At 62.5% G+C, this 25,669-nt stretch carries 23 protein-coding genes and 1 pseudogene; 15 read left to right on the top strand and 9 right to left on the bottom strand.

Features of this window, described 5'->3' with window-relative positions:
• Positions 1 to 361 precede the first annotated feature (361 nt).
• Positions 362 to 1,441 (top strand): alpha/beta hydrolase-fold protein, encoded by a 1,080-nt coding sequence (locus tag ACIGJE_RS34905; RefSeq protein ID WP_415083100.1) that lies wholly within the window; start codon positions 362 to 364, stop codon positions 1,439 to 1,441.
• An 81-nt stretch (positions 1,442 to 1,522) separates the two neighbouring features.
• Here the strand turns inward: ACIGJE_RS34905 and ACIGJE_RS34900 are convergent, their stop codons facing one another.
• Positions 1,523 to 2,308, bottom strand: a complete 786-nt coding sequence (locus ACIGJE_RS34900) for an SDR family NAD(P)-dependent oxidoreductase (protein ID WP_311944800.1) — start codon at positions 2,306 to 2,308, stop codon at positions 1,523 to 1,525.
• A 349-nt stretch (positions 2,309 to 2,657) separates the two neighbouring features.
• On the opposite strand from ACIGJE_RS34900, the gene ACIGJE_RS34895 reads away from it, so the two are divergent.
• From ACIGJE_RS34895 to ACIGJE_RS34875, 5 genes are all read left to right on the top strand, one after another.
• Positions 2,658 to 3,884, top strand: a complete 1,227-nt coding sequence (locus ACIGJE_RS34895) for an efflux RND transporter periplasmic adaptor subunit (RefSeq protein ID WP_415083097.1) — start codon at positions 2,658 to 2,660, stop codon at positions 3,882 to 3,884.
• Between the two features lies 1 nt (position 3,885).
• Complete coding sequence (locus ACIGJE_RS34890) at positions 3,886 to 7,077, top strand: efflux RND transporter permease subunit (RefSeq protein WP_367625025.1); 3,192 nt, start codon at positions 3,886 to 3,888, stop codon at positions 7,075 to 7,077.
• Between the two features lie 318 nt (positions 7,078 to 7,395).
• Positions 7,396 to 8,346 carry a GNAT family N-acetyltransferase gene (locus ACIGJE_RS34885; RefSeq protein WP_415083095.1) on the top strand — a complete coding sequence of 317 codons (951 nt, stop codon included), beginning with the start codon at positions 7,396 to 7,398 and terminating at the stop codon, positions 8,344 to 8,346.
• 746 nt (positions 8,347 to 9,092) lie between these two features.
• Complete coding sequence (locus ACIGJE_RS34880) at positions 9,093 to 10,058, top strand: sulfotransferase family protein (RefSeq protein ID WP_367625023.1); 966 nt, start codon at positions 9,093 to 9,095, stop codon at positions 10,056 to 10,058.
• A gap of 102 nt (positions 10,059 to 10,160) precedes the next feature.
• Positions 10,161 to 10,370 carry a hypothetical protein gene (locus ACIGJE_RS34875; protein ID WP_311944808.1) on the top strand — a complete coding sequence of 70 codons (210 nt, stop codon included), beginning with the start codon at positions 10,161 to 10,163 and terminating at the stop codon, positions 10,368 to 10,370.
• A 174-nt stretch (positions 10,371 to 10,544) separates the two neighbouring features.
• Here the strand turns inward: ACIGJE_RS34875 and ACIGJE_RS34870 are convergent, their stop codons facing one another.
• A complete protein-coding gene (locus ACIGJE_RS34870) occupies positions 10,545 to 11,351 on the bottom strand; it encodes an AraC family transcriptional regulator (protein WP_483681294.1) in 807 nt (268 codons plus the stop codon).
• Positions 11,352 to 11,568: 217 nt separating this feature from the next.
• On the opposite strand from ACIGJE_RS34870, the gene ACIGJE_RS34865 reads away from it, so the two are divergent.
• Both ACIGJE_RS34865 and ACIGJE_RS34860 read left to right on the top strand, forming a co-directional pair.
• Entirely contained in the window at positions 11,569 to 12,753 is a 1,185-nt protein-coding gene (locus ACIGJE_RS34865; protein WP_483681293.1) for an FAD-dependent oxidoreductase, read from the top strand.
• A gap of 21 nt (positions 12,754 to 12,774) precedes the next feature.
• Positions 12,775 to 13,188: a hypothetical protein gene (locus ACIGJE_RS34860; RefSeq protein ID WP_483681291.1), complete on the top strand. Its 414-nt coding sequence runs from the start codon at positions 12,775 to 12,777 to the stop codon at positions 13,186 to 13,188.
• 102 nt (positions 13,189 to 13,290) lie between these two features.
• Here ACIGJE_RS34860 and ACIGJE_RS34855 read toward each other — a convergent pair whose 3' ends face one another.
• Positions 13,291 to 13,806 carry a chorismate mutase gene (locus ACIGJE_RS34855; protein ID WP_483681778.1) on the bottom strand — a complete coding sequence of 172 codons (516 nt, stop codon included), beginning with the start codon at positions 13,804 to 13,806 and terminating at the stop codon, positions 13,291 to 13,293.
• Between the two features lie 235 nt (positions 13,807 to 14,041).
• On the opposite strand from ACIGJE_RS34855, the gene ACIGJE_RS34850 reads away from it, so the two are divergent.
• Positions 14,042 to 15,445 (top strand): amidase family protein, encoded by a 1,404-nt coding sequence (locus ACIGJE_RS34850; protein ID WP_415083089.1) that lies wholly within the window; start codon positions 14,042 to 14,044, stop codon positions 15,443 to 15,445.
• 269 nt (positions 15,446 to 15,714) lie between these two features.
• Here the strand turns inward: ACIGJE_RS34850 and ACIGJE_RS34845 are convergent, their stop codons facing one another.
• The 4 genes from ACIGJE_RS34845 to ACIGJE_RS34830 form a co-directional block, all read right to left on the bottom strand.
• On the bottom strand, positions 15,715 to 15,849 hold the full coding sequence (locus ACIGJE_RS34845) for a hypothetical protein (RefSeq protein WP_311944816.1): 135 nt from the start codon (positions 15,847 to 15,849) through the stop codon (positions 15,715 to 15,717).
• Between the two features lie 111 nt (positions 15,850 to 15,960).
• Positions 15,961 to 16,605 carry a LuxR C-terminal-related transcriptional regulator gene (locus ACIGJE_RS34840; RefSeq protein ID WP_311944880.1) on the bottom strand — a complete coding sequence of 215 codons (645 nt, stop codon included), beginning with the start codon at positions 16,603 to 16,605 and terminating at the stop codon, positions 15,961 to 15,963.
• Between the two features lie 473 nt (positions 16,606 to 17,078).
• On the bottom strand, positions 17,079 to 17,771 hold the full coding sequence (locus tag ACIGJE_RS34835; RefSeq protein ID WP_483681290.1) for a DUF899 domain-containing protein: 693 nt from the start codon (positions 17,769 to 17,771) through the stop codon (positions 17,079 to 17,081).
• A 2-nt stretch (positions 17,772 to 17,773) separates the two neighbouring features.
• Complete coding sequence (locus tag ACIGJE_RS34830) at positions 17,774 to 18,067, bottom strand: hypothetical protein (RefSeq protein ID WP_483681289.1); 294 nt, start codon at positions 18,065 to 18,067, stop codon at positions 17,774 to 17,776.
• 98 nt (positions 18,068 to 18,165) lie between these two features.
• Between ACIGJE_RS34830 and ACIGJE_RS34825 the strand changes: the two are divergent.
• A pseudogene (locus tag ACIGJE_RS34825) lies at positions 18,166 to 18,291 on the top strand (helix-turn-helix domain-containing protein); the annotation flags it as partial.
• 363 nt (positions 18,292 to 18,654) lie between these two features.
• On the opposite strand, the gene ACIGJE_RS34820 reads toward ACIGJE_RS34825, so the two are convergent.
• Together ACIGJE_RS34820 and ACIGJE_RS34815 are read right to left on the bottom strand one after the other, a co-directional pair.
• A complete protein-coding gene (locus ACIGJE_RS34820) occupies positions 18,655 to 19,530 on the bottom strand; it encodes a glycosyl hydrolase family 17 protein (RefSeq protein WP_367625015.1) in 876 nt (291 codons plus the stop codon).
• A 497-nt stretch (positions 19,531 to 20,027) separates the two neighbouring features.
• A complete protein-coding gene (locus tag ACIGJE_RS34815; protein WP_483681288.1) occupies positions 20,028 to 20,984 on the bottom strand; it encodes an NAD-dependent epimerase/dehydratase family protein in 957 nt (318 codons plus the stop codon).
• A gap of 66 nt (positions 20,985 to 21,050) precedes the next feature.
• On the opposite strand from ACIGJE_RS34815, the gene ACIGJE_RS34810 reads away from it, so the two are divergent.
• The 5 genes from ACIGJE_RS34810 (at position 21,051) to ACIGJE_RS34790 (ending at position 25,572) form a co-directional block, all read left to right on the top strand.
• Positions 21,051 to 21,680: a TetR/AcrR family transcriptional regulator gene (locus ACIGJE_RS34810; RefSeq protein ID WP_483681287.1), complete on the top strand. Its 630-nt coding sequence runs from the start codon at positions 21,051 to 21,053 to the stop codon at positions 21,678 to 21,680.
• A gap of 180 nt (positions 21,681 to 21,860) precedes the next feature.
• Entirely contained in the window at positions 21,861 to 22,448 is a 588-nt protein-coding gene (locus ACIGJE_RS34805) for a TetR/AcrR family transcriptional regulator (RefSeq protein ID WP_483681286.1), read from the top strand.
• Positions 22,449 to 22,495: 47 nt separating this feature from the next.
• A complete protein-coding gene (locus ACIGJE_RS34800; protein WP_483681285.1) occupies positions 22,496 to 23,815 on the top strand; it encodes a glycosyltransferase in 1,320 nt (439 codons plus the stop codon).
• A 289-nt stretch (positions 23,816 to 24,104) separates the two neighbouring features.
• A complete protein-coding gene (locus ACIGJE_RS34795) occupies positions 24,105 to 24,620 on the top strand; it encodes a c-type cytochrome (protein WP_440726368.1) in 516 nt (171 codons plus the stop codon).
• Between the two features lie 106 nt (positions 24,621 to 24,726).
• Positions 24,727 to 25,572: an arylamine N-acetyltransferase family protein gene (locus ACIGJE_RS34790; RefSeq protein WP_483681284.1), complete on the top strand. Its 846-nt coding sequence runs from the start codon at positions 24,727 to 24,729 to the stop codon at positions 25,570 to 25,572.
• Positions 25,573 to 25,669 lie beyond the last annotated feature (97 nt).

The raw sequence follows: 25,669 nt of genomic DNA, 5'->3' as shown, positions 1-25,669 counted from the left end.
CCACGACAGGATGCCAGCACTTCGGCATCCTTCCTTCAGCACCTCGCTCAACCAAGTTCAGAAGCGATTCTTGGAGCCTGGCGACATAGTGGCGGCCTCATCCTGTACCGGGGATGAACGAAGTTGCGGCCAAAAAGTTGCATGCCCTGTTGCATCATCGCCACGCTGTTCGACAAAATGACGCTCCGGCAACGTCAAGGCCGGAAATTGTCGTTGTTTTCCAAATTTGTGACACAGCTTGCCGTCATAAGCGGCTGGTCAAACGGCCTCAGCGCAGCAACCATGCGATGGATGCGAGCAGCGATCGCCGGCTTTCGACGAATTCGCTTGTCGCACGGCACAATACGAGCTTGAAATGCGCATGGTCCGCACCGAACCCGCAGGAATTTTTGCTGTTGCCCGCAGGGCCATGACGCTTTGTCTCGGCCTCGTTACCGGATTGACCATGCTCGCCGGGGCCAGGGCCAGCACGCTCGAGGAAATGTCCTTTCCCAGCAAGGCCTTGGGCCGGCCCTTGACCGTGTCTGTCTATCGTCCGGACCTGCCGGCGCCGGAAACCGGCTGGCCGGTGCTCTATCTCCTGCATGGCCGCGACGCCAATAATCGCGACTGGTCGTCGCTCGCCACCATCAAGGTGACGCTCGACCGTCTGATCAAGAGCGGGCGCATCAACCCGATGCTGGTGGTGATGCCCTCCGCCGGCAACAGCTGGTATGTCGATTCCGCCGATGTGAAGGGGCCGGGCAATTACGAAACCGCGCTCCTCAACGAGCTGCCTACCGCTTTCGAGAAGCGCTTCGCACCCCATTGCACCCGCAAATCCCGCGCCATCGCCGGCATTTCCATGGGTGGATTCGGGGCGCTGCGCTTTGCCTTCAAGCGGCCGGACCGCTTCGTCGCGGTCGCCAGCCTGTCCGGTGCACTGTGGCAGAACATCCCGACCTCCCAGACCATGACGGCATGGGCGGGCGCGAGCGGCAGCTATTTCAAGCGCATCGACCAGGCCACCGTGGTCGGAGGCCCCGATCTGCCACCGGAGGGCGCCCATTTCGGCGGTGCCTTCGGTACGCCCTTCGACGCCCGGCGCTTCAATGACGCCAATGTGTTCACCCTGCTCGCCCGGCAGATCGAAGCCGGCAGCGAACTGCCGGCGATCTATCTCACCGTTGGCGACCATGACGGCCTCAATTTCTGGCGCGGCTCCATGGCCCTCTACGAGACACTGATGGCCGACAGGATCAACATCGAATTCCGCGTCACCGATGGCGACCACACCTGGTCGCTGTGGCGCAAGACTATCGAGGATGCCCTCGAATTCGTGGATTCGAAATTCACGCCGGTGACCGCCCCGCCCCTGGTGGCGGTGAGCCCTGCCATGCCGAGCAGCGCCAGCGGCGAACCGGCACCCAAGATGGCCGGCGGCGAGACCGTGGTGAAATAACCCGATCGGGGCTCTCCGCCGCTTCGATGCTTCAAGGGGCCGGCGCGCGAACCACGGTGAGTCCGGTGCGCCCGGAAAACCTCATTCCGGCAGCACGATGCCGAGCTTGGCCATCACGCCGCCATCGATCTTGAAATCGCTGCCGGTGATGAAACGCGCCTTGTCGCCGGCCAGGAACGCGACGGCCTCGGCGATCTCCCAGGGCTGGCCGATGCGCCCGATCGGGTGGCCCTTGCCCCAGGCGGCAAGGGTGGCTTCCGCGGTCGAATCGCCCTTGTAGAGATCGGCGGCCCAGCGCAGCATCGGCGTATCGACCGAGGCCGGGCAGACGCTGTTGACGGTGATGTTCTCGCCGGCATGGTCGAGCGCCATCGCCCGCACCAGCGCGTTGATGCCCCCTTTGCTGGCGGTATAGGCGGCAACCGAGGTCTGCGACGCGAAGGCCTGCACGGACGAGATCGCCACGATCGCGCCCCCGCCGCGCTTGCGCATCTCGGGAATGGCGTATTTGGCCGCCAGATAGATGCCCTTGAGATTGACGTCGAGCACGTCGTCCCAGACCTCCTCCGGCGTCTCGACCACCGTGCCGTAGCGCTGGATGCCGGCGCAGCACACCAGGATGTCGACGCCGCCAAAGGCGCTCGCCGCCTCAGCAGCGGCTGCCTGCATGTCTGCCGCCTTGCGCACATCGCCCACCAGGCCGCGCACCTGCGGGCCAAGGCTGGCAAGGGCGGTCTCGATGGACGCCTTGTCGTTCGCCACGATCAGCACATCCGCACCGCCCTGCACGAAGCGTGTGGCGCAGGCCAGCCCCATGCCAAGGCTGCCACCGGTCACGATCACGGACTTGCCGGCAAAATCACTCATGACTTCCCCCTTGCGCCAGCGGCCCTTGCCGGACCCGGCGCTTCATCTTTTCTTGCCGAGTTTCTGTAGAAAGATTCTGCCGCCCTGTCCCCTCTTTTGAAAGTCATGTCCAAGTCGGGCGGCATCGGCGCTGTTGCAAAAATGTCCCATTTAGGGCAGGAGCGACGCTGGCTTGCCGGTTTGTGCCGCGGAGGCCATTGATCTGCCACAATGGAGCTTCCAAAAAGGCAGTTCATTCTACTAAATTGTTTTTGTTTTTTATTTTGATCCAGTTTGTCTCGTGGCGCCGCATCACTGCGATGGGGATGCCAAGCGCCGCAGCGGCTGGCATCTTGCGACAGGGCGCGTGATGATAGCAGCAATTCTACGGCGTTTTCTTTCTTCCAATTCCTACGCCCAGCCCCGCCCCCTACCAATGCTCGCCCTCGCGGCATTGCTCGGCTCGACCGCGATGGTGCCGGTTTTCGTCTCGCCGGCCGCCGCCCAGATGCCCAACGCCGGTCCTCCGGCCGTCGGCTTCATCGTCGCCGCCAAGATGCCGATCACCCAGACCCAGCAATTCATCGGCCGCATCGAGGCGATCAATCGGGTCAGCATCGTAGCCCGCGTCACCGCCCAGCTCGAGGAAACCCCGTTCACGGAAGGACGCGAGGTCAAGAAGGGCGAAGTGCTCTTCCGGCTGGAGCAGCCGCCCTACCAGGCCGCCCTCGACGTCAACAAGGCCCTGATCGCCCAGTATGAAGCGCAGCTTCGCAATGCGAAGCTGACGACCGAGCGTGCGCAGGCCCTGCTCAAGACGCCTGCCGGCCAGCAATCGACGGTCGACACGGCGATCGCCTCGCAGCAGGCTCTCGAAGCCCAGATCCTGGGAGCGAACGCCCAGCTGCGCACCTCGCAGATCAATCTCGACTACACCACCATCACTTCGCCGATCGACGGCAAGATCGGGCGCTACGCCGTCACCACCGGCAACATCGTCGGACCGACCTCGGGAACGCTCGCCACCATCGTCAGCCAGGATCCGATGTATGTCACCTTCCCGGTGCCGTCGCCGCAATTCCTGGAAATGTCGAAATATTACGGCAGCCGCGGCGGCTTTGCCGCCGTGCGCATCAAGCTGAAGCTGCCCGACGGCTCGACCTATGAGCAGGACGGCAAGCTCAACTATGTCGATCCGACGATCGCCAACGGTACCGACACGGTGACCCTGCGCGGCGAGATCGCCAACCCCACCGTCTCCGGCGCAACGCCTGGCGAGATCAACCGCCGCCCGCTGATCGACGGTGAGTTCGTCACCGTGCTGCTGGAGGGCGTCGAGCCGATCCAGGTTCTGGGCATTCCGCGCGGTGCCGTGCTGACCGACCAGCAGGGCAGCTACGTCTATGTCGTCGGTCCCGACAACGCCGTCGAACAGCGGCGCGTCCAGCTTGGCCAGACGACGCCGGCAACCGCCATGGTCTCGGCCGGCCTCAACGAAGGCGAGAAGGTGATCGTGGACGGCATCCAGAAGGTCCGTCCCGGCATCAAGGTCGCCCCCTCGCCGGTCCCCGCCTCCAACAATGGGGCGGCCAAGTAAGATGTTTTCATCCGTCTTCATCGACCGGCCGCGCCTCGCCGTCGTCATCGCTATCGTCATCACCCTGGCGGGCGCGCTGGCGATGGGCTTCCTGCCCGTCGCCCAATATCCCGACCTGGTGCCGCCGCAGGTCCAGGTCAGCGCCACCTATCCGGGTGCCTCGGCTTCCGTGGTCGAGTCTTCCGTGGCCCAGCCGCTGGAAGCCCAGATCATCGGCGTCGACAAGATGCTGTACATGCAGTCGAACAGCGGCAATGACGGCAGCTACGGCCTCACCGTCTCCTTCGCGCTCGGCTCCGATCCCGACATCGACACGGTGAACGTCAACAACCGCGTGCAGGCCGCGCTCGCCAAGCTGCCGGACACAGTGCGAACCCAGGGCGTGACGGTGCAGAAGCGCTCGTCCTCGATCCTGCAATTCGTGCTGTTCTCGTCGGACGATCCCAAGCTCGATCCGCTGTTCATCACCAATTACCTGGCGATCAACGTGCTCGACCGGCTGTCCCGTACGCCCGGCGTCGGCCAGGCCAGCCTGTTCAGCAAGCAGAACTATTCCATGCGGATCTGGTTCGACACCCAGCGCATGACCAATCTGGGCCTGCAGCCCTCCGATATCGCCAGCGCGATCCAGTCTCAGAACGTGCAGGCGCCGGTCGGGCGCATCGGCGCGCAGCCGGCGGCCGCGGACCAGCAATTGCAGCTCAACCTGCAGACCCAGGGGCGCCTGACCACGCCGGAGCAGTTCGGCAATATCGTGGTGCGCGCCAATCCTGATGGCTCGGTGCTGCGCGTGCGTGACGTCGCCCGCGTCGAAATGGGCGCGCAAAACCTCGACACCACCTCGCGCCTCAACGGCAAGCCGGCCGTCGCGGTCGCCATCTATCTGTCGCCCGGCGCCAATGCCGTGGCAACTTCGAAGGAAGTGCAGAAGACCCTCGCCGCCGCGCAGAAGAACTTCCCCAAGGGGCTGTCCTCCACAATCGTCTACGACACCTCGACCTTCGTCTCCGATACCATCGGCGAGGTGATCCGGACACTGATCGAAGCCTTCATCCTGGTGGTGGTCGTCGTCTTCCTGTTCCTGGGCAGCCTGCGCGCCACCATCATTCCGGCCATCGCCGTGCCCGTCAGCCTCGTCGGCACCTTCGCCATCATGCTGGCGCTCGGCTATTCGGCCAATACGGTGTCGCTGCTGGCCCTGGTGCTCGCCATCGGCATCGTCGTCGACGACGCCATCGTCGTGGTGGAGAACGTCGAACGCGTGATGGAGGAGGAGCCGGAGCTGTCGCCGGTCGCCGCCACCAAGAAGGCGATGAGCCAGATCACCGCGCCGATCATCGCGATCACCCTGGTGCTGCTGTCGGTGTTCGTGCCGATCGCCTTCATCCCGGGCCTGACGGGCGAGCTGTTCCGCCAGTTCGCCGTGACCATCTCGGCCGCCATGCTGATCTCGGCCCTCAACGCCCTGACGCTGTCGCCCGCTTTGTGCGCCGTCTTCCTGCGCCACAGCAAGAAGCGCGGCATCATGGCCTGGGTGATGCGGCGGATCGACAATGTCCGCGACGGCTACGCCGCCGTGGTGACGAGGCTGGTGCGCGTCTCCGTGCTGAGCGTGGTTGCCGTCGCCGCCTTCGCGGCGGGTACCTATTTCCTTCAGCAGAAGACCCCCACCGGCTTCGTGCCTGAGGAGGACCAGGGTGCCTTCTTCATCGTCCTGCAATTGCCGGACGGCGCCTCGGTCAATCGCACCACAGCAGTGGTCGAACAGGTCGAAGGCATCCTCAAGAAAATGCCGCAGATCCAGGACAATCTGGCGATCGTCGGCTTCTCGTTCCTCGATGGCGGCGCCCAGTCGAACAGCGCCTTCATGGTGGCGCGCCTGAAGCCGTTCGAGGATCGCAAGAAGGCGGCCGATTCCGCCCAGACGCTCATCAGGCAGGTTTTTGGCGCTACGCAGTCGATCAACACCGCTCAGGTGCTGGCGCTCAACGTGCCGCCGATCATCGGCCTGTCCACCACGGGCGGCTTCCAGTACATGCTGGAAAACCTCGAGGGCGCCGAGCCGGCAACCATGGCAGGCGTGGCGCAGGGCCTGATCGCGGCTGCGAACCAGGATCCGAAATTGTCGCGCGTGTTCACCACTTTCAGCGCGAACAACCCGTCGATCTTCCTCGACATCGATCGTGACAAGGCCCAGGCCCTGGGGCTGCAGATGTCGGATGTGTTCGCCGCCCTGCAGGCGACGCTGGGCTCGGCCTATATCAACGACTTCAACCTGTATGGCCGTACCTGGCAGGTCAACATCCAGGGCGAGATCGGCGATCGCAACGATACCGAGGCGTTGTGGAAGATCTATATCCGCAACAACAAGAACGAGATGGTGCCGCTGCGCTCCATCACCTCGATCTCGACCCAGCTCGGGCCTCAGACGATCGCGCGCTATAACAATTATCGCGCCGTGAGCGTCAACGGCTCGCCCGGGGCCGGCATCTCCTCGGGCGATGCCATGTCGGCGATGGCCGAGGTCTCGGCCAAGACCCTGCCGCCCGGCTATGGCTTCGAATGGACGGGCACCTCCTATCAGGAGAGCCAGGCCTCCGGCCAGACGGGCATCATCCTTGGCCTTGCCGTGCTGTTTGCCTTCCTCTTCCTGGTGGCCCTGTATGAGAGCTGGGTGATTCCGATCCCCGTGTTACTGTCCGTGGTGGTGGCGGTGTTCACCTCCTTCCTCGGCATCCTGTTCGTCCCGCAATTCCTGGCCTGGGTCGGCTCGATAACCGGGATGCCGGTCGCCACGCTTTCTCTCGACGTCTACGCCCAGATCGGTCTGGTGGTGCTGATCGCACTCGCCGCCAAGAACGGCATTCTGATCGTCGAGTTCGCCAAGGAACAGCGCGAGGCCGGCCTGCCGATCCGGGATGCCGCCATTCTCGGTGCCAAGATGCGGTTCCGCGCGGTGATGATGACGTCGATCGCCTTCATCCTCGGCCTGGTGCCGCTGGTGATCGCCACCGGTGCCGCCATGGTCAGCCGCCGCGCCGTCGGTACGGCTGTGTTCGCCGGCATGGTGGGCGCCTCCGTTCTCGGCATCTTCCTGATCCCGATGCTCTATGTCTTCTTCCAGGGCTTGCGCGAATGGGTGAAGCAGCGTTTCGGGGGCAAGCCCCACGCGGGAGATAACCCCGCCCATTAGATCGGGCTCCTTCCGTAACGCACAAATCACCCCGCTACGGCAACGTAGCGGGGTTTTTCATGCGCAGGCCGGCAATGGAAAGAACTAAGATGGTAATTTGGCGGACGCACTACCCCATCGCAGGTCCTATCTAATACTTTTGGTTTAATTAAATATTTTTAATGTACGAAAAAGGATAGTATCCTCGGAATTATTATTGAAATTGAAGCATAAACGCGAAGCTCCAATCTTGACCGCCGCCTGAATCATTCTGTAAACGACCAAGGAAGCGCGATTATTCGATAATTATTTCAATCATACTGGGCCACCAGCAGCGTGTTGGAAAAAGCGACATCAGGCATCCTTGTCGACCCCCTGGTCCCGACCGTCTTCCATGAAGACTGGTGGCTGAACGCGGCTACGCTGGGGAAAGTCGAATTCGTGGAACATGAGGAAGGAGGACGCACCGTCGGACGCCTGCCCTATGTCCTGGAATCGCGTCTTGGCCTGCAGAGCGCCAACATGCCGCCGATGACGCATTTCCTCGGCCCCGGCGTTGTCGAACCCCAGGGATCGAAGCCGAACCGCTTCCTGAAGACGCAAGGGATCATCCGCGAACTGCTGCGCAAGCTCCCGGCAATCGCCTCCTTCCGCCAGAAAATGCATGCGGGCATTTCGGATGCTCTCGCTTTCCAGGCCGAGAATTACGAGGTCTCGGTGCAATTCACCTTCGAGATCCAGCCGGCAGAACAACAACAGCTCTGGCGCGGCATGCGTGACAAGACGCGCAACGTGATCCGCCGAGCCGAGGAGCACCATCTCGTCTCGCAGGACATGGATCCGGAGGAATTCTTCCGCTTCGCGAGCGCCAATCTGGAAGCGCGCAACGAAAGCGCCAATGTCGATTTTGCGGCCTGCCAAGCGGTCACGGCGGCCAGTCTGGAACGCAGACGCGGCCACTTCCTGGTAGCCCGCGATGGCGGAGTGGCCAAGGCGGCCGTCTTCTGCGCCTGGGACAGCAAGGCCTATTACTACCTGCTGTCGACCCGGTCGGCCGACAGCGCGAATGGCGTCATCCCCTTGCTGCTCTGGCACGGTATCCGAGAGGCGGTTGCCCGTGGCCTGACCTTCGACTTCGACGGGGTGGTCAATTCAGGCTCGATGCTGCTGTTCTCCGGCTTCGGGGGCACCGTGAGTCCGCGCTACATCGTCTCCAAGTCGACGCCGCTCTATCGCACCCTGCGGGAGATCCGCCGCTTCAACCCGGAAGTCTACAACGCGTTTTGCTGATATCTGCGTGCCACAACGCCGAGGGGCGGGCTCGCATTGCCGACGTGAGCAGCCGCGTACTGTTCGGATAAAAAAGCGATCGCAGCGGGCGATAAAAGGCCCGAAAACAGGCCGGTGCATCGAGCGACCTGGCGGATTTGCGCGGAACGGGACCCACAACAGAAAACGGAGGAATGAGCCTGCAACTCAATTCCTCCGGTCCTGAATTCACCAACGTCGAGTTCTCACAGGTGAGATCTACACTTGGATGCTACGTGAAGCACCGCCTGGCAGAAGAACACCCACAACCCCGCAACGTAGTCGCTAGCCTTGGCGCCCCTGCTAGCTTGGGTAGGATCTTACGGGAGAGAGCTCACAAGTCTACCCGTCAAAAATGCCGGGGTCTTTCCGGGAACATCCGCCCCGATATTTAGCGCTTCAAAATTCCTGTTTAAGTTCAATGAGATAAGCCCTCAAGGCAATCGCGTCCCGCCAATGGTCATCGGAATCTGAACGGCAACAGCACACACAAACGATATTACAAGCACAGTATCCCGATTTCATGGGAAAGGACGCGCGTTTCTTCATTTCTCCTTTGCACAAATTGGACAACCATGTAGAGAATATGTCCAAAATAGGGCTTTCCGAGATTGAGTTGGCCAAACACGATCCAGATGGAAACAATGACGGATAATTCTGCGATTGCTTATATCGATACGGAATACAAAAATCCGCTGCGTGATAGAATTACCCAGATCGAAGGGTGGGTGTCATCGCATAGCCCGATCGATTCACTTTCGGTTTTCGTCAATCGGCAGCCGCTTGGTTATGTCGAGACCTGCGAACGCCCCGACGTTCCCATCGCGACCAACCGGCCGCACGCGCTCGGCTGGCACGTCTATTTCGAACCCCGCAAACATCTGATCGGCGAGCTCGGCACCATCCTGATCGAGGTCGCAGTCAATGGCAGCGTGGTTCAACGCCGCTATCACCGTTATGACCCGCGTCCCCATTCGACGCGGCCGGCCGTCTATTTCATGCATATTCCCAAGACGGCAGGAACCAGCACCCGGCGAGCCCTGCAAAGCGACCCGGATATCCAGTTGCTGCAGGTCTATCATCAATATCCCTGCCTGCATGAAGAGCAGTTCGCCACCTTCAGCGACAGCGCCCTCGATGACGTCGACATCATCTTCGGCCACTACATGTACGGGCTTCACAGGCATTCCGGCAGGCGCCACCAGTATGTCTCGATCGTGAGGGACCCGATCGACCATGCCATCTCATGTTACCTCTACATGAAATATGTCATGAAGGACCCGAGGATCGTCACCCGCTCATCGATCTTCGATGCGTTCGACAATGTCGACGACGTGACATTCGATAATTACAGCACGCGATATCTGGCTGGATACCCTGACCAGCAGAAAGTCGGTCCGGCACAATTCGAGACGGCGCTGAAAAACGTCGACAACGACTTTGCCTATATCGGCACGGTCGAGAACTACAAGCAGAGCCTGGAGGCGATCAGCTTCTACCTCGGCAAGGAGCTGCCGCATCATGTCGACAACGTCACGCCGGCATCGGACGAGATGGCCGCGCTCGACAGGAACGAGGTGGCCGAACGCCTCGGTCCCCGGCTGGGCCATGACCTGAAGCTCTATCAGGCGATACGAGAGAGGTTTCCGGGCGACTATTTCTTCGATATGCGGGCGCGATCCCATGCGGGATAGGTCCATCGCGAACAGCGGCCACGCCACTGGCATGGAGTGACTTGACGGCCCTTGGCGTCCGGTTCAGGTTCACCGCCACGTTGCGAAAGTGAGGGAATGTTCATGCGCACGAAACTGATTCTGGCCGTGATGGCCGCCAGCCTGGCAATCGGACTGAGTGCGTGCGCGACGGAGCGCGGCATTCCCTACAGCGCCACTGATTGCGCCCGCGCCGGCCGCCTGCCAAAGCATTGGACACCGAGTGCCGGCAATTGGTGCCAGCACTTCAAACCAAGATGGCAGTCGAACCACTATTGGCGCCAGCCGGCCTGACCCTGGCAGCTTCCACGTGGAGAGCAGCAACCACCGCTTCCGCTCTCCCTGAAGCCACGATCGCCCGCTCCGGCATCGGGCCAAATCCCGCATCGGACTCGGTGTGGCTGGTTCTCCGGCCGCACCGACACCTTTTCTCGATCCGAAAGTCCATCCGCTTTTCCTGAAGATGTCCTAGCGGCTCCCCTCGAAATCCCGCGGTCCGCGTCCCGAGAAATAGCGCGCCGGCGATTCGCCGAAGGCACGCCGGAACATCGCGATGAAACTGCTGGGGGAGGCATAGTTCAGGGCGTCCGCAATGGTGGCGACCGGCTCCCCGCATGCAAGCATTTCGAGGGCATGGGTCAATCGGACCTGCTGGCGCCACGCCGCGAAACTGAGGCCGGTTTCGGCTTGCATCAGCCGGCGCAGCGTCCGCCCAGAGACCGCCCCCCAGGATGCCCATTGCTCCAATGTGCGGGTGTCGCCCGGCTCACTTAGGACAGCCCGCGCGATACGCGCCAACCGCGGGTCGGATGGCATGGGCAGATGGAGCGGCTCGTGCGGCGCGCGTGCCATCTCATCGAGCAGAACCTGCATGACACGCTGCTGCTCCGGGAACAGCGATGGCTGCATCGTCCAGGAAACAGCGCGCCGCACCAGCGCCCGCATCAACTCGCTGATGCCGAAGACGCAGGGCAGACCCGGCAATTGCCGGGCCTGCTCCGGCGCCACGACGACGCTCCAACCGCTGGTGGCACCGCTGACACTGGCCCAATGATGCTCCCCTGGCGGTATCCATCCGGCGCGGTGAGGCGGCAGCAGCCATGACCCGTGCGACGTGCGCACATGGACAAGCCCGCTCTCGACACAAAAGACCTGGCCGCGCACGTGGCAGTGCCAATCATATTCACGGGTGCCCAGACGATATCGGCTTTCCGGCTCCTCACCGCCCCATATCGCAACCAGCGGCGGCCCATCCGACCGCTCGATGAAATCCATGCCCTTAAGATCCGGCACCATCTTGGCCACTTCTCACTATTATTTGGCCAAATGTCGTTATCAGGATTTCCCGCTCTGCACTAGCCTGGTCTCCTTCACGCAGGAGCGTCTCCCGGGCCGGGCGGAATCGCCACGGACCGCAAAGACGCATCGAAACAGGAACGAGGGCAGGTACCTGGCCATGGCCGCGGATACCCTGTCCCGGAACAGGCTTCGCATGCCCCTTCATGTCGTTATCATCGGTGCAGGGCTGGGCGGCCTCTGTCTGGCCCAGGGACTGAGACAGCACGGCATCTCGTTTGGCGTCTATGAAAGAGACGAGGCGGCGGATAGCAGGACGCAGGGCTACAGGATCAGGATCGACGAGACGGGCCGACAGGCGCTGGCGGCCTGCCTGACACCGGAACTGAACCAACTTTTTCGCCAGACCTGTGCCATCTCTCACTCGAATGGACGTTTTCTCGATACCCGACTCGGGCCGGTCGAAGGTCGGCCTTCCGGCAACTGGCGCCCCGCGGCGGTGGGCGCAGACCCATCAAGCGATGGCGATCTCAGCGCCAACCGTCTCACCCTTCGGGAGCTTCTCCTGTGCGGCATCGAGGACCGTGTCCACTTCGGCAAGGCCTTTCGCCGTTTCGACGCGCGAAAGGAGGGCGCGGTTACAATAGGATTCGAAGACGGCACGGCGTGCGAAGCCGACATCCTCGTCGCCGCCGACGGCGTGAATTCCACCATACGTCGCCAGGCCTTGCCGCTGCTGGCACCGAAGGAGACCGGTGCCGTTTGCATCTACGGCAAATCCCATCGCCCCTTCGACGGTCAGGTTGCCGACACGCTCCTGGACGGTACGTCCGTGATCTTCGCCGATGACTTCGCGGTGATCGTCGATGCCATGACCTTCCGCTTCCCGCTGGCTGCGGCGGGGCTCACGCCGATCGCGGATTATCTCTATTGGGCCGTCATTGGCCGGCGGACGGGCCTGGGACTGGACGAGGCGACCTTGGGCGAGCTGGATGGCGAGGCACTGGCGGCTCGGGTGCGTTACCTCGCCCGTTCCTGGGCCGGTGGCTTGCGTGCCCTGTTTGCCGAGGCTGACAGGTCTACCATCGCTGCGGTCGCGATACGCAGTGCCGACGCCCTGCCCGCATGGACGCCAGGCCGCGTGACGATGCTGGGAGATGCGATCCACGCGATGAGCCCGGCCGGTGGCGTCGGTGCCAACACGGCGCTGGACGATGCCACCCATCTCGCCACCTGGCTGGGCATGGTGGCTGCCGGCAAGTCCCCACTTCCGGCAGCGATTGCCGCCTATGAAGACGATCTGCGCCGGCGGGCCAATGCGGCGATCGCGGCCTCCCAGCAGGGTGCGGACCGCCTTTTCGGCGAAGACACCGCCATCTGACCACGCAACCGAGGATCGCTCATGCCATTCGATCATCAAGCCTTCATCGTCCACGACGTTTCCGACTTTCCGATCATTCGGTCCCGGCCCGAGGCAATCGTTCCGGGCTATGCCGGGCGCTGGGTGAGCGAGATGGAGGCACTCCTTGCGCAAGGCCAGCCCTTCGTCGTGATCTTTCCAGGCGGCCAGGCGGAAGAAGCCCATGAGGATCGCAAGCGCAGGGGTATCTGGCTCAAGGCGAACAAGCAGGTCCTGGGCAGGCTCTGCCTGTCCCTGATCGCCATCGAGCCTGATCGCCTGAAGCGCATCGCGCTCCGGGCCCAGACGGCGATGGCCACCAAGGCCTTCGGGATCGCCATGGAAATTGCCGCCTCTTCCGAGGAAGCCGCGGCCCTCGCCACGCGGCTGATCGCGACTGGACGGGGAACCGCATGACCCGCCGGCTTGCGCTATGATGGAGGTGGCTGCACCTCCCCGTGGCCGGTGCAACCTATGGCTGCCATGATCTGAGGGCGCGCTGCGCGCAGCCCTTGAGCCCTACTTCACCAGCCTTATCGCCAGCAAGGCAGTGAACAATTGCTGCTTGTCCGATTCCCTCAGATTGGGCTCGTGTACTGCCTTGAAGAAGCTGGAGCGCTCGTCCGAGGTGAACCGTCCGCTTTTGAGGTCCTGCGCCACCTGCTGCAGAATCTCCTTGCTCAACTGGGCGATGTCCTGCCGTACCTTGTCGAGCGGCCGCGGTTGCCACCCCGTCTCAGGCTGCGCCAGCCAATCGGCCAGGTAGCGATACTCGACGGCCTTGGCAGCATTGATCTGGGCGATGATGAAAGGCTCCACCGTGGCAGGATCCAGCCCCAGTTTCTCCGCATCGGACTTGGCACTGGCCAGGACCTTGGCTTCCTGGGCCAGGTCTTCTATGGGCAGGTGATTTTGCGCCTTATATCCGGCGACATCCTTCATATAGGACAGCCGGTGGCCGACCTTTTCCGCCAAGGGCGTGATCCCGGCGGCAAAAGAACTCGTCTGAGCCGCCAGGAACAGGCTCACAAACAGCAATGGCAACAGCCACACCGCTGCCTGGTTCAATCCAATACGCGACATGTTCAATCCAAGATCCTCATTGGTGATTGAAGCTGATCGTGCAAATGGTGTTGCACCTTATTCCACGATCGCGGAAGCGAATTTGCCCTGCGCCGGCGCGAGATGCCGCGATCCTTCTTGCTCCATGAGCAACGAGCCGACACTATTTCTGCCTTCATGCCACGATCGAGGGAATCGGAAAACCGCGATGAATGAACTCTGGCGCTTGGACGCGGTGAGAATCGCCGCTCTCGTCAAATCCAGGCAGGTCTCTGCACGCGACGTCGCGGCGGCGGCCCTCGAGCGGCTGTCTGCCGTCAATCCGTCGATCAACGCCGTGGTCGACATGCGGCCCGGCGACGTCCTGGCCCAGGCGGGCCGGATCGATGCCGCCATTGCCCGCGGCGAGGAAACCGGCGCGCTGGCGGGGGTCCCCGTTACCGTCAAGGTCAATGTAGACCAGAAGGGATATGCCACCACCAACGGCGTGACTTTGCAGAAGGATCTGCTGGCCGCGGACAACAGCCCCGTCGTCGACAGCCTGCTCGAGGCCGGGGCGGTCCTGCTGGGCCGTACCAACACCCCCGCCTTCTCCTATCGCTGGTTCACCAACAACCGCCTGCATGGCCATACGCGGAATCCCCATGATCCCACGCTGACGCCCGGCGGATCATCCGGCGGCGCGGCCGCGGCGGTCGCGAGCGGCATCGGTGCCATTGCCCATGGCACGGATATCGCAGGCTCGATCCGCTATCCCGCCTATGCCTGCGGCGTCCATGGCCTGCGCCCCTCGCCCGGACGGGTGGCGGCCTACAACGCCTCGTCTCCCGAGCGCGACATCGTCGGCCAGATCACGGCGGTATCCGGGCCGCTGGCGCGCTCGATCGACGACATCGGGCTCGCGCTCAGGGCGCTGTCGCGTCGGGACGTACGCGATCCGTGGTGGACGCCCGCGCCGCTGACGGGGCCTGAGGTCGCAAGGCGTGTCGCCCTTTGCCTCGATCCGGGCCGGATCGGCACCTGTGAGGCCATTCGCGCCAAACTGCGCGAGGCCGCCCTGCATCTGGAGGCCGCCGGCTGGATCGTCGACGAAGTCGAGGACCTCCCACCGCTGCGCGAAGCCGCCGATTTGCAGGTCCGGTTGTGGATCGGCGAGGGCTACGAGGCCAAGCTTGCCGCCGCCGAGAAGGAGGGCGACCCAGGCGCGCTCGCCATTTTGCGGGGTCACCAGGCACTCGGTCATGCCACGACCCTCACCTCTTTTTCGCAGGCACTGACCCGGCGTGCCACTTTGATCCGGCAGTGGCAGCTCTTCATGGAGACCTATCCGGTGGTGTTGCTGCCCGTATCGGCCGACCTGCCGTTCGAGGATGATCTGGACCTCAAGGGCCAGGCCGCATTCGAGCGGGTCTGGGGCGCTCAGATCCCGCAAATCGGCGTGCCCTTCCTCGGTCTGCCGGGGCTCTCGGTCTTTACCGGAATGACCGGGCGGACCCCGACAGGGGTTCAGGTGCTGGCGCCGCGCTTTCGCGAGGACCTGTGCCTTGCGGCGGGCGCCGTCATCGAAGCCGCATTCGGATCACCCTGCGTGGTGGATCCCGCCGGCAGCTGAAACCTTTGCTGGCTCGGCCCGGAGGCTTTGTCGGAATGTGTTGCTTGATCTCATCGGCCGCGATCCCGCGGATAGCCGATCGCGACATGCGGGTGTTCGGGTAAGGGTGTCACCAGGCCATGCCGGCCGTCGCCGAGCACTCGCCTTGCAGCTTCTTCCGGAAGAAACCCAAAGCGTTTTGCGATGGGACGGAATCACCTCGAATCGCAAAGACGCGTCGAAACAAAGAGCTGGAGCAAACGAGCGTTCACACTTGAACGCACTTTGCTCTAGCGGCGCTGAAACTCGCGACGCTGGCGCAGGCATTCCATCCATTCCGGTCCGATGACGAAGCGAACGATGCCCGCCCCCGCCACGAGCCCGGCAAGGGGTAGAACCAGAAAGGGCCAAAGTTCGATGGTCATCGCGTCGCTCTCCTCACACGCGCGGCCTTCTGCCCTTCCGTCATGACAGGCGGATGACGTACGAGTCTGTAATCCCAGTCGAGTGTGTGTGAATCCGGCGGCCGCCTTGCGTCAGGAATTGGCCTGCGGGCCCCTGCTCTTCTCGGTGGCATAGAGGGCGACCGCCATGGCCCGATTGCGCACCTCGAGCTTGTCGTAGAGATTCTTGAGATGATATTTGACGGTGTTTTCCGAGATACCAGTGCGGGCGGCGATCTGCAGATTGGTCCAGCCATCGGCGAGCACGGCAAGCAGTTCGCGCTCGCGGGTCGTCAGGCGTGAAAGCGGGGTATCGTTGATTTTGGACACGTCCAGGTAAGGGATGCAGATCCGGCCATGGGCGACAGCCACCAGCGTGTCGAACAGGATGGCGGGGTCGTCGAACTGGTAGCAATAGCCTTGTACGCCCAGGCGCACGCACTGCTTGAGAATGGCAATGTCATGATCGTTCGAGAAGATGACGATGCGTGTATGCAGGCCGCGCTGGCGCATTTCCTCCAGGACTTCGGCGCCGTTCATGTCGGACAGTTTCCAGCCGAGAACGGCCAAATCGAATTTCGGCTCAGCCACAGCCGCCAGAAAGGCCTCGCCGGACTGCACGCTGGCAACCAGTTCGAAACGGGCATCATTCTTGATCATGTCGCCGAGAGCAGCCACAACCAAGGGGTTGCGCTCGGCGATCAGCACCCTGAACCGGCCTTCCGGAGCTCCCCGCATCCTATCGACCTCGATGCCCTGACGCTGGCTTTTCCCCTCGGCGTTCATATGCCCCTCGATTTGCGGCGCGCGCCACCTCTGATCCGACGTCTTCTGTTTTGGGCCTTCTCTGTTTCGGGGCGCTTCGAGCCACGACGACGATCCGGTACCTGCCTCAGTTCATATTCATACCGTGAAACATTTTTTCATTCCAGTGCGTTGTTTGATTTCACGGTGCTGGAGCGACTTCATTCCCCCATGGGTTGTGCGCAGTGAATCAATCTTTGTCCGCAAATCACAACATAGTTTGTCCTTAGGCAGGAAAAATCCGTTCCGAGCCCGTCTGATGGGCACTCGGTGCCGGCCTGCGAGCGTGAATTACGGCCACGGATTACAGAAACGAAAAAGGCAATTGCCGGAATCCCGAAGGAGCCCGGCAATCACCTTATCTTCTCGCCGTTGGCAGGTTATCGTGTCACTGCTCTCCGGGGTGGTTACTCGTAGCGGTCGTGGCGGCGCACCCAGTCCATTCCCTCGGCCTCGTTACGGCCTTTTGGTGCGAGATCGAGCATGTTGTAGGTACCCATCATCACCTCGACGCCGCGCCCGTAGGTGGAGTAGGTGCGGAAGACCTCGCCCGCATCGTCCTTGTAGAAGGCGCTGACGCCGGGCCATTCCCCGCTGGTTTCCTGCCATTCCCCGAAATTGTAGTCGATATGTCCGCTGGCGACTTCCTCGGGTGTGAAGCTGACGCGGAAGTCATAGTTGAAGTCGTTGCCGAAGGATGAGACCCATTTGAACTGCCAGCCCATGCGTTTGCGGTAGCGCTCGATCTCGGCGAGTGGCGCACGCGAGACGGCGATCATGGTGACGTCGTGATGCGCCAGATGCTTGTTCATGCCGTCGGTGTGATCGGCCATGTAGGAACAGCTCGGGCAGCCTTCCTTCCATCCCGGCGCGAACATGAAATGTTGCACCAGAAGCTGCGATCGACCGTCGAAGAGATCTGCCAGCGTGCGCGGGCCATCCGGCGTGTCGAACACATAGTCCTTGTCGATGCGCACCCATGGGAGGGCGAGCCGCTCCCTGGCGACCTTGTCGCGAAGATGGGTGAGCTCTTTTTCCGCCTTCAGGAAATTCCGGCGGGCGGTCAGCCATTCACCGTGTGAAACGACAGCGTTCTGCATTGTCAGTCTCCTTCGGTTTGGGTGGTGGGGACGTTGCGGCGCTGCAAACGGCCGGAAAGGAATTTCAGCCACGCCGAACCATGGAAAAAGCTCATCAGCAGGTACATCAGGGCCATGTCGTTGATCGGCATGAAGGTCGGGATGGTGGAGCACATCATCATGGCCGGCGAGCCAGCGGCAGAAATCCCGGCCATCAATGCGAAAGTCGGGGCAGCGGCGAGCCCGAGCCAGCCGGCCAGGTCAGTGGCAGGCTCTCGCAACGAACCGATCCTCCCTGCTGATGCAAACATCGTCATTTTCGATCCTCCGACATTTGCCGTTTCCGGGGTTGCGATACGAAGACGTTATCCCGGTCGGCAGGCCCAGCGAGAGTTACAAGTGTGACGGGATTTCAATGGACTCGCTTATCACTGCCACCGCACGCGCTCTCTCGGTTGCGCCCCTCGCTGCGCTGAAGAGGGTCACATTGCGCGATGACCCTCCGGGGCTGGCGTTGCGTGGCCTCGCGTTGGCGCAGCTGCAAACCGAAAGAGGCGGGAGCTCATGCGTGTTATGCCGTCGCCGAGGCAAAATCGTCCTTGCCCGTGCGATCTTGGCCGGTCCTTGCAAACGCTCGACGCGGCCCAGGCGACTGTCCGGGTTCGGTGGAACGGGCGAGCGTGACCGCCGCTTCTCCATGGGCTCGGTCGCCCAAGGGGCCCTCGGTCTCAGGGCCGCCGACACTTCCGCCAGCATGACGGATTTGGCAAAAGGCAAGTAACAAGGCGCTGTCGCTCACCGAGCAGGCGACGAACCGACATATCACCACGGGTGCAGGCCGCCCAACCAGATCCGGCTGGACGGCCTTGCGTTCATTGCTTGTGAGCTTCAGGCATAGCGTGTTTCAGCCCTCGAAGGCGAACTTCGGCTGGGGATTTGGCCCGCCAGTGTACAGGCCCCAGTGCGGGCCCTGGGCGCCTTCCTTGGTCTTCCACCGCTCGTCGAACATCTCGAACCAGTAGGTATCGAACTGCATTCCCATCGGGTTTCCGTAGTTCACCCACTTCTTCGTCGTCTCGAAGTTGATCCTTTCGTTTTCGACCGATGTCGCGCGGCCGCCGGCGCTCGGCCAGCCGATCTCTGCGATCACGATCTGCTTCTTGCGCGCCTGCACCTGCTTCAGGCCATTGTCCCACGACCACTGCATCTGCTTGTCGATATTGCCCGGATCGGCGCCGCCGTACCACGGATAGACCGTCAGCAAAGTGCGTTCGTCGCAAAAATCGACGACCGGCTGCCACTTGGCCGCGTTAGGGCCGGGTCCCAGGACCGTGCCGCTGAAGCAGGTCGTCACATAGACGCTATCCAGCGTTGGATACTTTTGTACTGCCTGCTTGGCATAAGCCATGCCGTTGCGGATGTCGGCCGGCGCATAGACGGCGACGTCCGTGCGATCGACCTCATTGCCGATGACCAGGTCCAAGTGCTCGAACCCGCCGTACTTCTTGGCGGCAGCGTCGAGCTGGCTCAACGCCAGGTCAATCTGCTTGTTCGTCGCCGATGCATCGTTGGGCGTGACCCAGACCCCGACCGACATCTTGCGGATGCCATTCTTCAGGGCCTTGTCGGCATTCCACTGATTGCCGCCATCGACGCCATAGGTGCGAATCTGCGTGAAGTGCGCAGCAACGATCTTCATGTCGGCTTCGACATCGGCTTCGGTGACGCCGCTGGGCGGGCCGCTGTCGGTTCGATGATAGGGAGAATAGCAAACGAACACTTGGCGCCTCCTTGTAAACACCCGATGCCGCCATGCGGCGGCGGATCCATTTGCTGAATCAATACAGCTCATCATTATTCTGTATAGTTACGCGAAAAATCAAGAAGATACTGGGGGATACTCTTAGTATATCAATCGAAGTCGAGGCATGACTTCAATGCGTTCTATATCTGAGTCAACCAGAGCACGTGGTTGGGATATGTCGGAATGAACGTCTGGAATCGGCAGCGATCCCGACGTCTCCTCGTGGCGCACCTCCGCCCCAAGCGGGATTGGGGCACATGGAAGCGGCGGCGCCCAGCCCTCTTCGGCCCAGCGTCCATAACAGCAAGAAGCTCACTAGCGACTGCGCTCGCAATCGAAACTCGTCCTCCGGGAGTGCTACAAAGATCGGCGCTCGGAGCATGGTTGTGTCACGGCCATCAACCTTCGGGAGTGCCCGCCTGATCCAATCCGTTGCTCACGCCTCCTGGCATGCTGGCGAGGCGGGTCCCGAGCTAGGTAGCCAGTAGCGCTTCATTCCGGATGATTTCGGCAAATCCCTGCCGCCATGAAGGATGGCGCGGCGACCAGTCGAGTTCCCGCTTGGCCTTGGCGTTCGATCCCGCACGCGATTCCGTCATCATGACAACGATATGCTGCCCGGCGGCAAGGCGGCCAAGCCATGCCGGCACGCTGAATGGCCGTTTTGCGCCCAGCATTGCAGCGATCTCGGTGAGCCAGGTGCGCACCGGCGCCGGATCGTCGTCGACAATATTGTAGATGCCCTCGCCACGCTCGACCGCCGCCGCGGTTGCCTCCGCCGCGTCATCGATATGCAGGAATGACCACCACGCGGTACCGCCAGCGATCAGCGGCATGCGACGCCCGCGAATCCGTTCGATCATGGCTGGATCGAAGACGCCCGTGTCGGGGCCATAGAATCCGCCATAGCGAAGCGCGACACCAACCAGGCCGGGCGTTGTCGTGACGGCGTGCTCGAGATAACGGATCGCATCGAGCGTACCGCGGAGCTCTTGCGGCGGATCCTGGTCGAGCGGATCGTCCTCGACTTTCACATCACCGCCAACCCGCGCATAAGGCCAGCCGCAAAAGCTTTGCGCGACGATCCGCTTCACGCCGCAGTCGCGCGCGGCTGCAAGAAGATGATCGGTCCCGGTGGTGCGCAGCCGATTGCTGCTCGCGAAAACGCGGTCGAATTTGCGCAGGTCCGAAGCCCCCTTCAAATCCGTCAGCTGATGCACGATCACGTCCGGGTTCGCAGCAGCGACCAATGCGCGGATGGCCGTTTCATCGAGCGCGTCGGCAACAACCGGCTCGGCGCCGAGTTCCTGCAAGAAGCCGGCCTTCGCCGGAGTTCGCGTCAATCCGACCACGCTATGGCCGTTGCCGATCAGACGCGGAACCAGGCGGCGTCCGACCGCGCCCGTCGCACCTGCAACGAAAATGCGCATCGTCTCACCTCACGACTTGCTAACCTACTTTGAAGTAGGTTAGTATCGATCTCGATGAAGTCAAGGGTGCGCAAACGTCTGAGCGCGGAAGAACGGCGGGCCCGGATCATCGCGGCCGCTGTGAGCGCATTTGCGCGCGACGGATATGACGGCACGAAAATGGACGACATCGCGGCCCGTGCGGAGATCACCAAACCGGTTCTCTACGATCATTTTCCTTCGAAACAGGCGCTATTCCTGGCCGTGCTCGAGTCAATCCGCGACAGCTTGATCCGCAAGGGCAAGGTGATCGCGCAGGATGACACCAGCCTCGAGCAAAAGTTCCGCCGCTCGATCGACGCCTTCCTGACATTCGTCGAGCAGTCGCCTGATGCCGCGCGGGTGCTGCTGACGGTTCCGGCGGGTGATCGGGTCGCGGCGAAAGTTTCGCGCGAGGTCCAGGCCGGCGCGTCCGCCGGCATCGCTGCGCTCTTGGCCGACTTCGCGCCAAATCAACCGTCATGGCAGCGACATGGCACGGCGGAGTTTCTGAAGGAAGGTCTCCACGCGGTTGCCGTGTGGTGGCTCGATCATCCGGGACCGAGGCGCGAGGAGATCCTCGAACTCGTGCTGAATGTCGCCTGGCTGGGATTTCGAACACAGGCGGACGCCAACGGAGCGGTAAAAAGCCCGGGCTCCATCGATCGAAACGGATAGGTGGATACAGGTTCCTCTGGCATTGTGTGAAGCTGGCATTCTCCCTGCAGGGATAGGCCCTGCTCTTTCTCGAGCGCGATAGACACAATCAAAAGTTGTATCCATTCGCACTATCAACCCGCGTTGACGCTCTTCCAATTTCGCGTTACACTATGTAACATAAAATTAGGAAACGACGCCATGTCTCCGCGAGCCTATCGTCAATCGGCGCGCGCCAACGCGGTTCAGGATACCGAGCAGCAGATCGTCGATGCCTTGACCACGCTCCTTTCAGAGCGCTGGTTCGACGAAATCACTCTCGACGACATCGCCGTCGCGGCCAACACCACCCGCCAAACCGTGATAAGGCGCTTCGGCAGCAAAACCGGTGTACTCAGCGCCATGGCGGCCCAGATGGATGTCTCGATCCGGGCCCAGCGTTGGCGCGCGCCGGCAGAGAGCGTGGCCGACATCGTCACGCTCCTGATGGACGACTATGAACGCACCGGCGACATCCTCGTGCGGACGCTCGGGCAGGAAGCCCGCATTCCCGAATTTGCCGCCGTCCTCGATCGCGGACGCAAAGGTCATCGCGAGTGGATCGGGGACATGTTCAAGGCCTGGCTCGACAAGCTCGATGACAAGGCTCGCGAGGATCGGCTCGCGCAGTTGCTGGCCCAGACCGATGTCTGGATCTGGCATCTGCTGCGCCGCGCGCAGGGACATTCGGCGGCGAATACACATCGGCTCATGACGCAGGCGATCGAGCGTCTGCTGCGTGAGGACTGAAGCAAAATACGAACTGATCCGGTCTCCATCGGGAAAGGAGCCAGGCAATGACAAAGACGACGGATGCGAGGCCGCATCTGCGCATCCTGGCCGCCAGCTGGGAGGGCGGTGGCAACGTGCCGCCGATGCTCGCCGCCATACGTGCCCTCGCCAGCCGGGGCCACGATGTGCGCCTGATCGCCGATGACACGATGAGAGCGGAAGCGATCGAGGCAGGCGCTCGATTCCTGCCATGGCAGCGTGCGCCGAACCGTCCAGATCGCTCCTTCGAAAGCTGTTTCATACGCGATTGGGAAACCGCCGACGCTCTGGCCGGCTTCCAAAGAGGGTGCGAACGGATCTTCGTCGGACCGGCACGATCCTATGCCGAGGATATTCTCGAGACCCTGGCGACGGAGCCGGCCGATATGCTTCTCGGCTCGGACCTGCTGTTCGGCAGCATGCTCGCCGGCGAAGTTGCCAAGGTTCCGACGGCCCTGCTCGCAAGCAATATCTCGCTCTGGCCCCTGCCTGGCCATCCGCCCTTCGGTCCCGGCTTTCAGCCTGCCCTTTCGGCGGCGGACCGGGCGCGCGACGCCGAGGTTTCGGCCCTGATCGAGCAAGCCTGGGACGGCTTCCTGCCTTGCCTCAATGCCACCCGCGCGCATTTCGGTGCCGCGCCGCTGGCCCATGTCCGCGAGCAGCCCCTGAGCGCAGGCCGCTATCTGCTTGCCACCAGCGCCAGCTTCGATTTTCCCGCCGAGCGCCTGCCGGACCACCTGCGCTATGTCGGGCCACTTCTGGAGCTGCCGAGCTGGGCCCACCAACGCTGGAGGAGGCCGCCTGCGCGCAAGATGCGGCCCCTCGTGCTCGTCTCGTTCAGCACCACCAATCAGGGGCAGGCCGACGTGCTCCAGCGGGTGATATCCGGCTTGGCCGGCGAGCCGGTCGAGGTGGTCGTCACCCTCGGCAAGGCACTCGAAGACCTTCGCCTGAAATCATCGGCGAATGTCACGATCGTTGCCAATGCCGTGCATGACGACATCCTGACCAAGGCCAGCGCCGTCGTCACCCATGGCGGGCACGGCACGGTCATGCGATCGCTGCACCACGGCGTCCCCCTCGTCGTTCTCCCGATGGGGCGCGACCAGAACGACAACGCCGCGCGCGTGGACTATCACGGCGCGGGCCTGCACCTGGATCCTTCAATTTCCCCGCAAAGGCTCGCTGAGGCCGTACGGCGTGTCCTCTCCGAGCCGAGTTTCGCCGCGCGGGCTTCGGCACTCGGGCGTGCCATCGCCCGGGAAGGCCCGGGGCCTGCGCGGCTCGTCGCCGAGATCGAGGATTTCGCACTGAGCCCTTCCCGAAGAACCCTGTCCGCCGCCTGATCGGCGGCCGCTGAGCGCGGCGGAAGCGCCGGCCACCGCCCCGTCGCTCCTTCCCGCACTACCGAACGCCGTTGCCCTCCGCACCGGCGAACGGCGGAGCCTTGTGCCAACTCGCCCATAGCAAGCTATCCGGCCCACCCCTTCGAACGGAGCCACCCCAATGAAGCGCCTTCCGACTGCCTTTTCTACTGTCCTCCTCTCCATCGCGACCGGAAAGGCACTCGGCGCCGAGGAGCTTCCCGCCGCCTCCTTCCGGCCCAAGAATGTCGTCCAGGTCTCACCCGTTCTTATGTTCCTGCTCGCATTGGCCATCGCGCTCGGCGCATTCCCGATCGAGGCGCAAGCGCAGTCATCCATCGAGCGGGGCAAATATCTGGTGACCGTCGCAGGCTGCTCGGATTGCCACACGCCCGGAACTTTCCTGGGCCATCCAGATAGGGGCCGCTATCTGGGTGGTTCGGATGTCGGCTTTGCCATACCAGGCCTCGGCGTTTTCGCGGGCCCGAATCTGACGCCCGACAAGGAGACGGGTATCGGCAATTGGAGCACACGGCAGATCGTGACCGCGATCACGACCGGCAAACGTCCCGACGGGCGCAGGCTTGCGCCGGTCATGCCCTTTGAAGCCTTCTCGCACCTTAGCAGCGCGGATGCCGAAGCCATTGCGGCCTATTTGAAGAGCATCAAGCCGGTCTCCAACAAGGTCGCAGGCCCCTTTGGCCCTTCCGAGAAGCCCAGCACCTTCGTGTTCGCCGTCATGCCCGCGGAGACCTATTCTTCATTGCCGAAGCCGCCGGCCCAATGAGGCAGGCTGGCTCTGATGACGCCTGACGACGCGGCGATCTCACTACGGGGCCCCTGAAACACAATCTCGCAAACCTCGAAATCGGTCCATCGAAAGGAACCGAAGGATGAAACACGTCCCTGCAAACGAAAATGGCATGGCCCTGACGCCTGCCCAATTGGATGCCTATCTCGCCAGGATTGGAATGGCGCGGTCGATTTCTCTCGATATCGACGGCCTGTCGAGGCTTCACCGCGCCCATCTCATGGCCTTCACCTGGGAGGCGCTGGATGCTTTCATGGGATGGCCCTCCTCAATCGCGCCGGCCGCGGCTTTCGCCAAGATGGTGCAAGGCAAGCGCGGCGGTTGGTGCTACGAGATGAACGGCCTGTTCGGCGCGGCGCTCGCCGCGCTCGGTTTCCGCGTGACCCGCCTGTGCGGCGGCGTCAATCGCGCCATATTGGGCGATGTCGCCATCGGCAACCATCTCACGCTACGCGTCGATCTCGACCGGACATACCTGGCCGAGGTCGGCCTGGCGGACGGCATCATCGAACCCATACCGCTTGCCGCCGGGCCGATCCGCCAGCGCGGCTTCGATTTTTCGATTGCCCCGACGGCCGATGGCTGGCTGCGTTTCAGCAACCATGCCAATGGCCTCGCACACAGCTTCGATTTCCGACCCGATCACAGCGACGAGGCCGCCATAGAAGCCACGCTCGGCTGGCTGACGCAGGATGCCGGCTCGCCGTTCACAAACGCCCTGGCGATCCTGCGGCATATCGAGAATGGCTATGTCGCCCTGAAGAACGACTGCCTGAGCACCGTGACGGCAAGCAGCATCAGCGAGCGGCGCATCACAAGCGCGGACCATCTCGCGGACATATTCGATACGATTTTCGGCCTCGACATTCCCAGGCCGGCACAGGTCTGGGAAAGAATCCAGGCAGTCAGCCACGAACAGGCCAGCTGAACAGGCATCCCTTGCCCTTGCAGCGGAGCGCGTCGGCTGCTCGGCGATCCGGCTGGTGCAAAATCGATTCCCGTTCAGGCCGAGATATAGGATAGTC

Source organism: Labrys sp. E2SS-1L (genome assembly GCF_057073705.1).
This window is presented reverse-complemented; position numbering and strand designations above follow the sequence as displayed.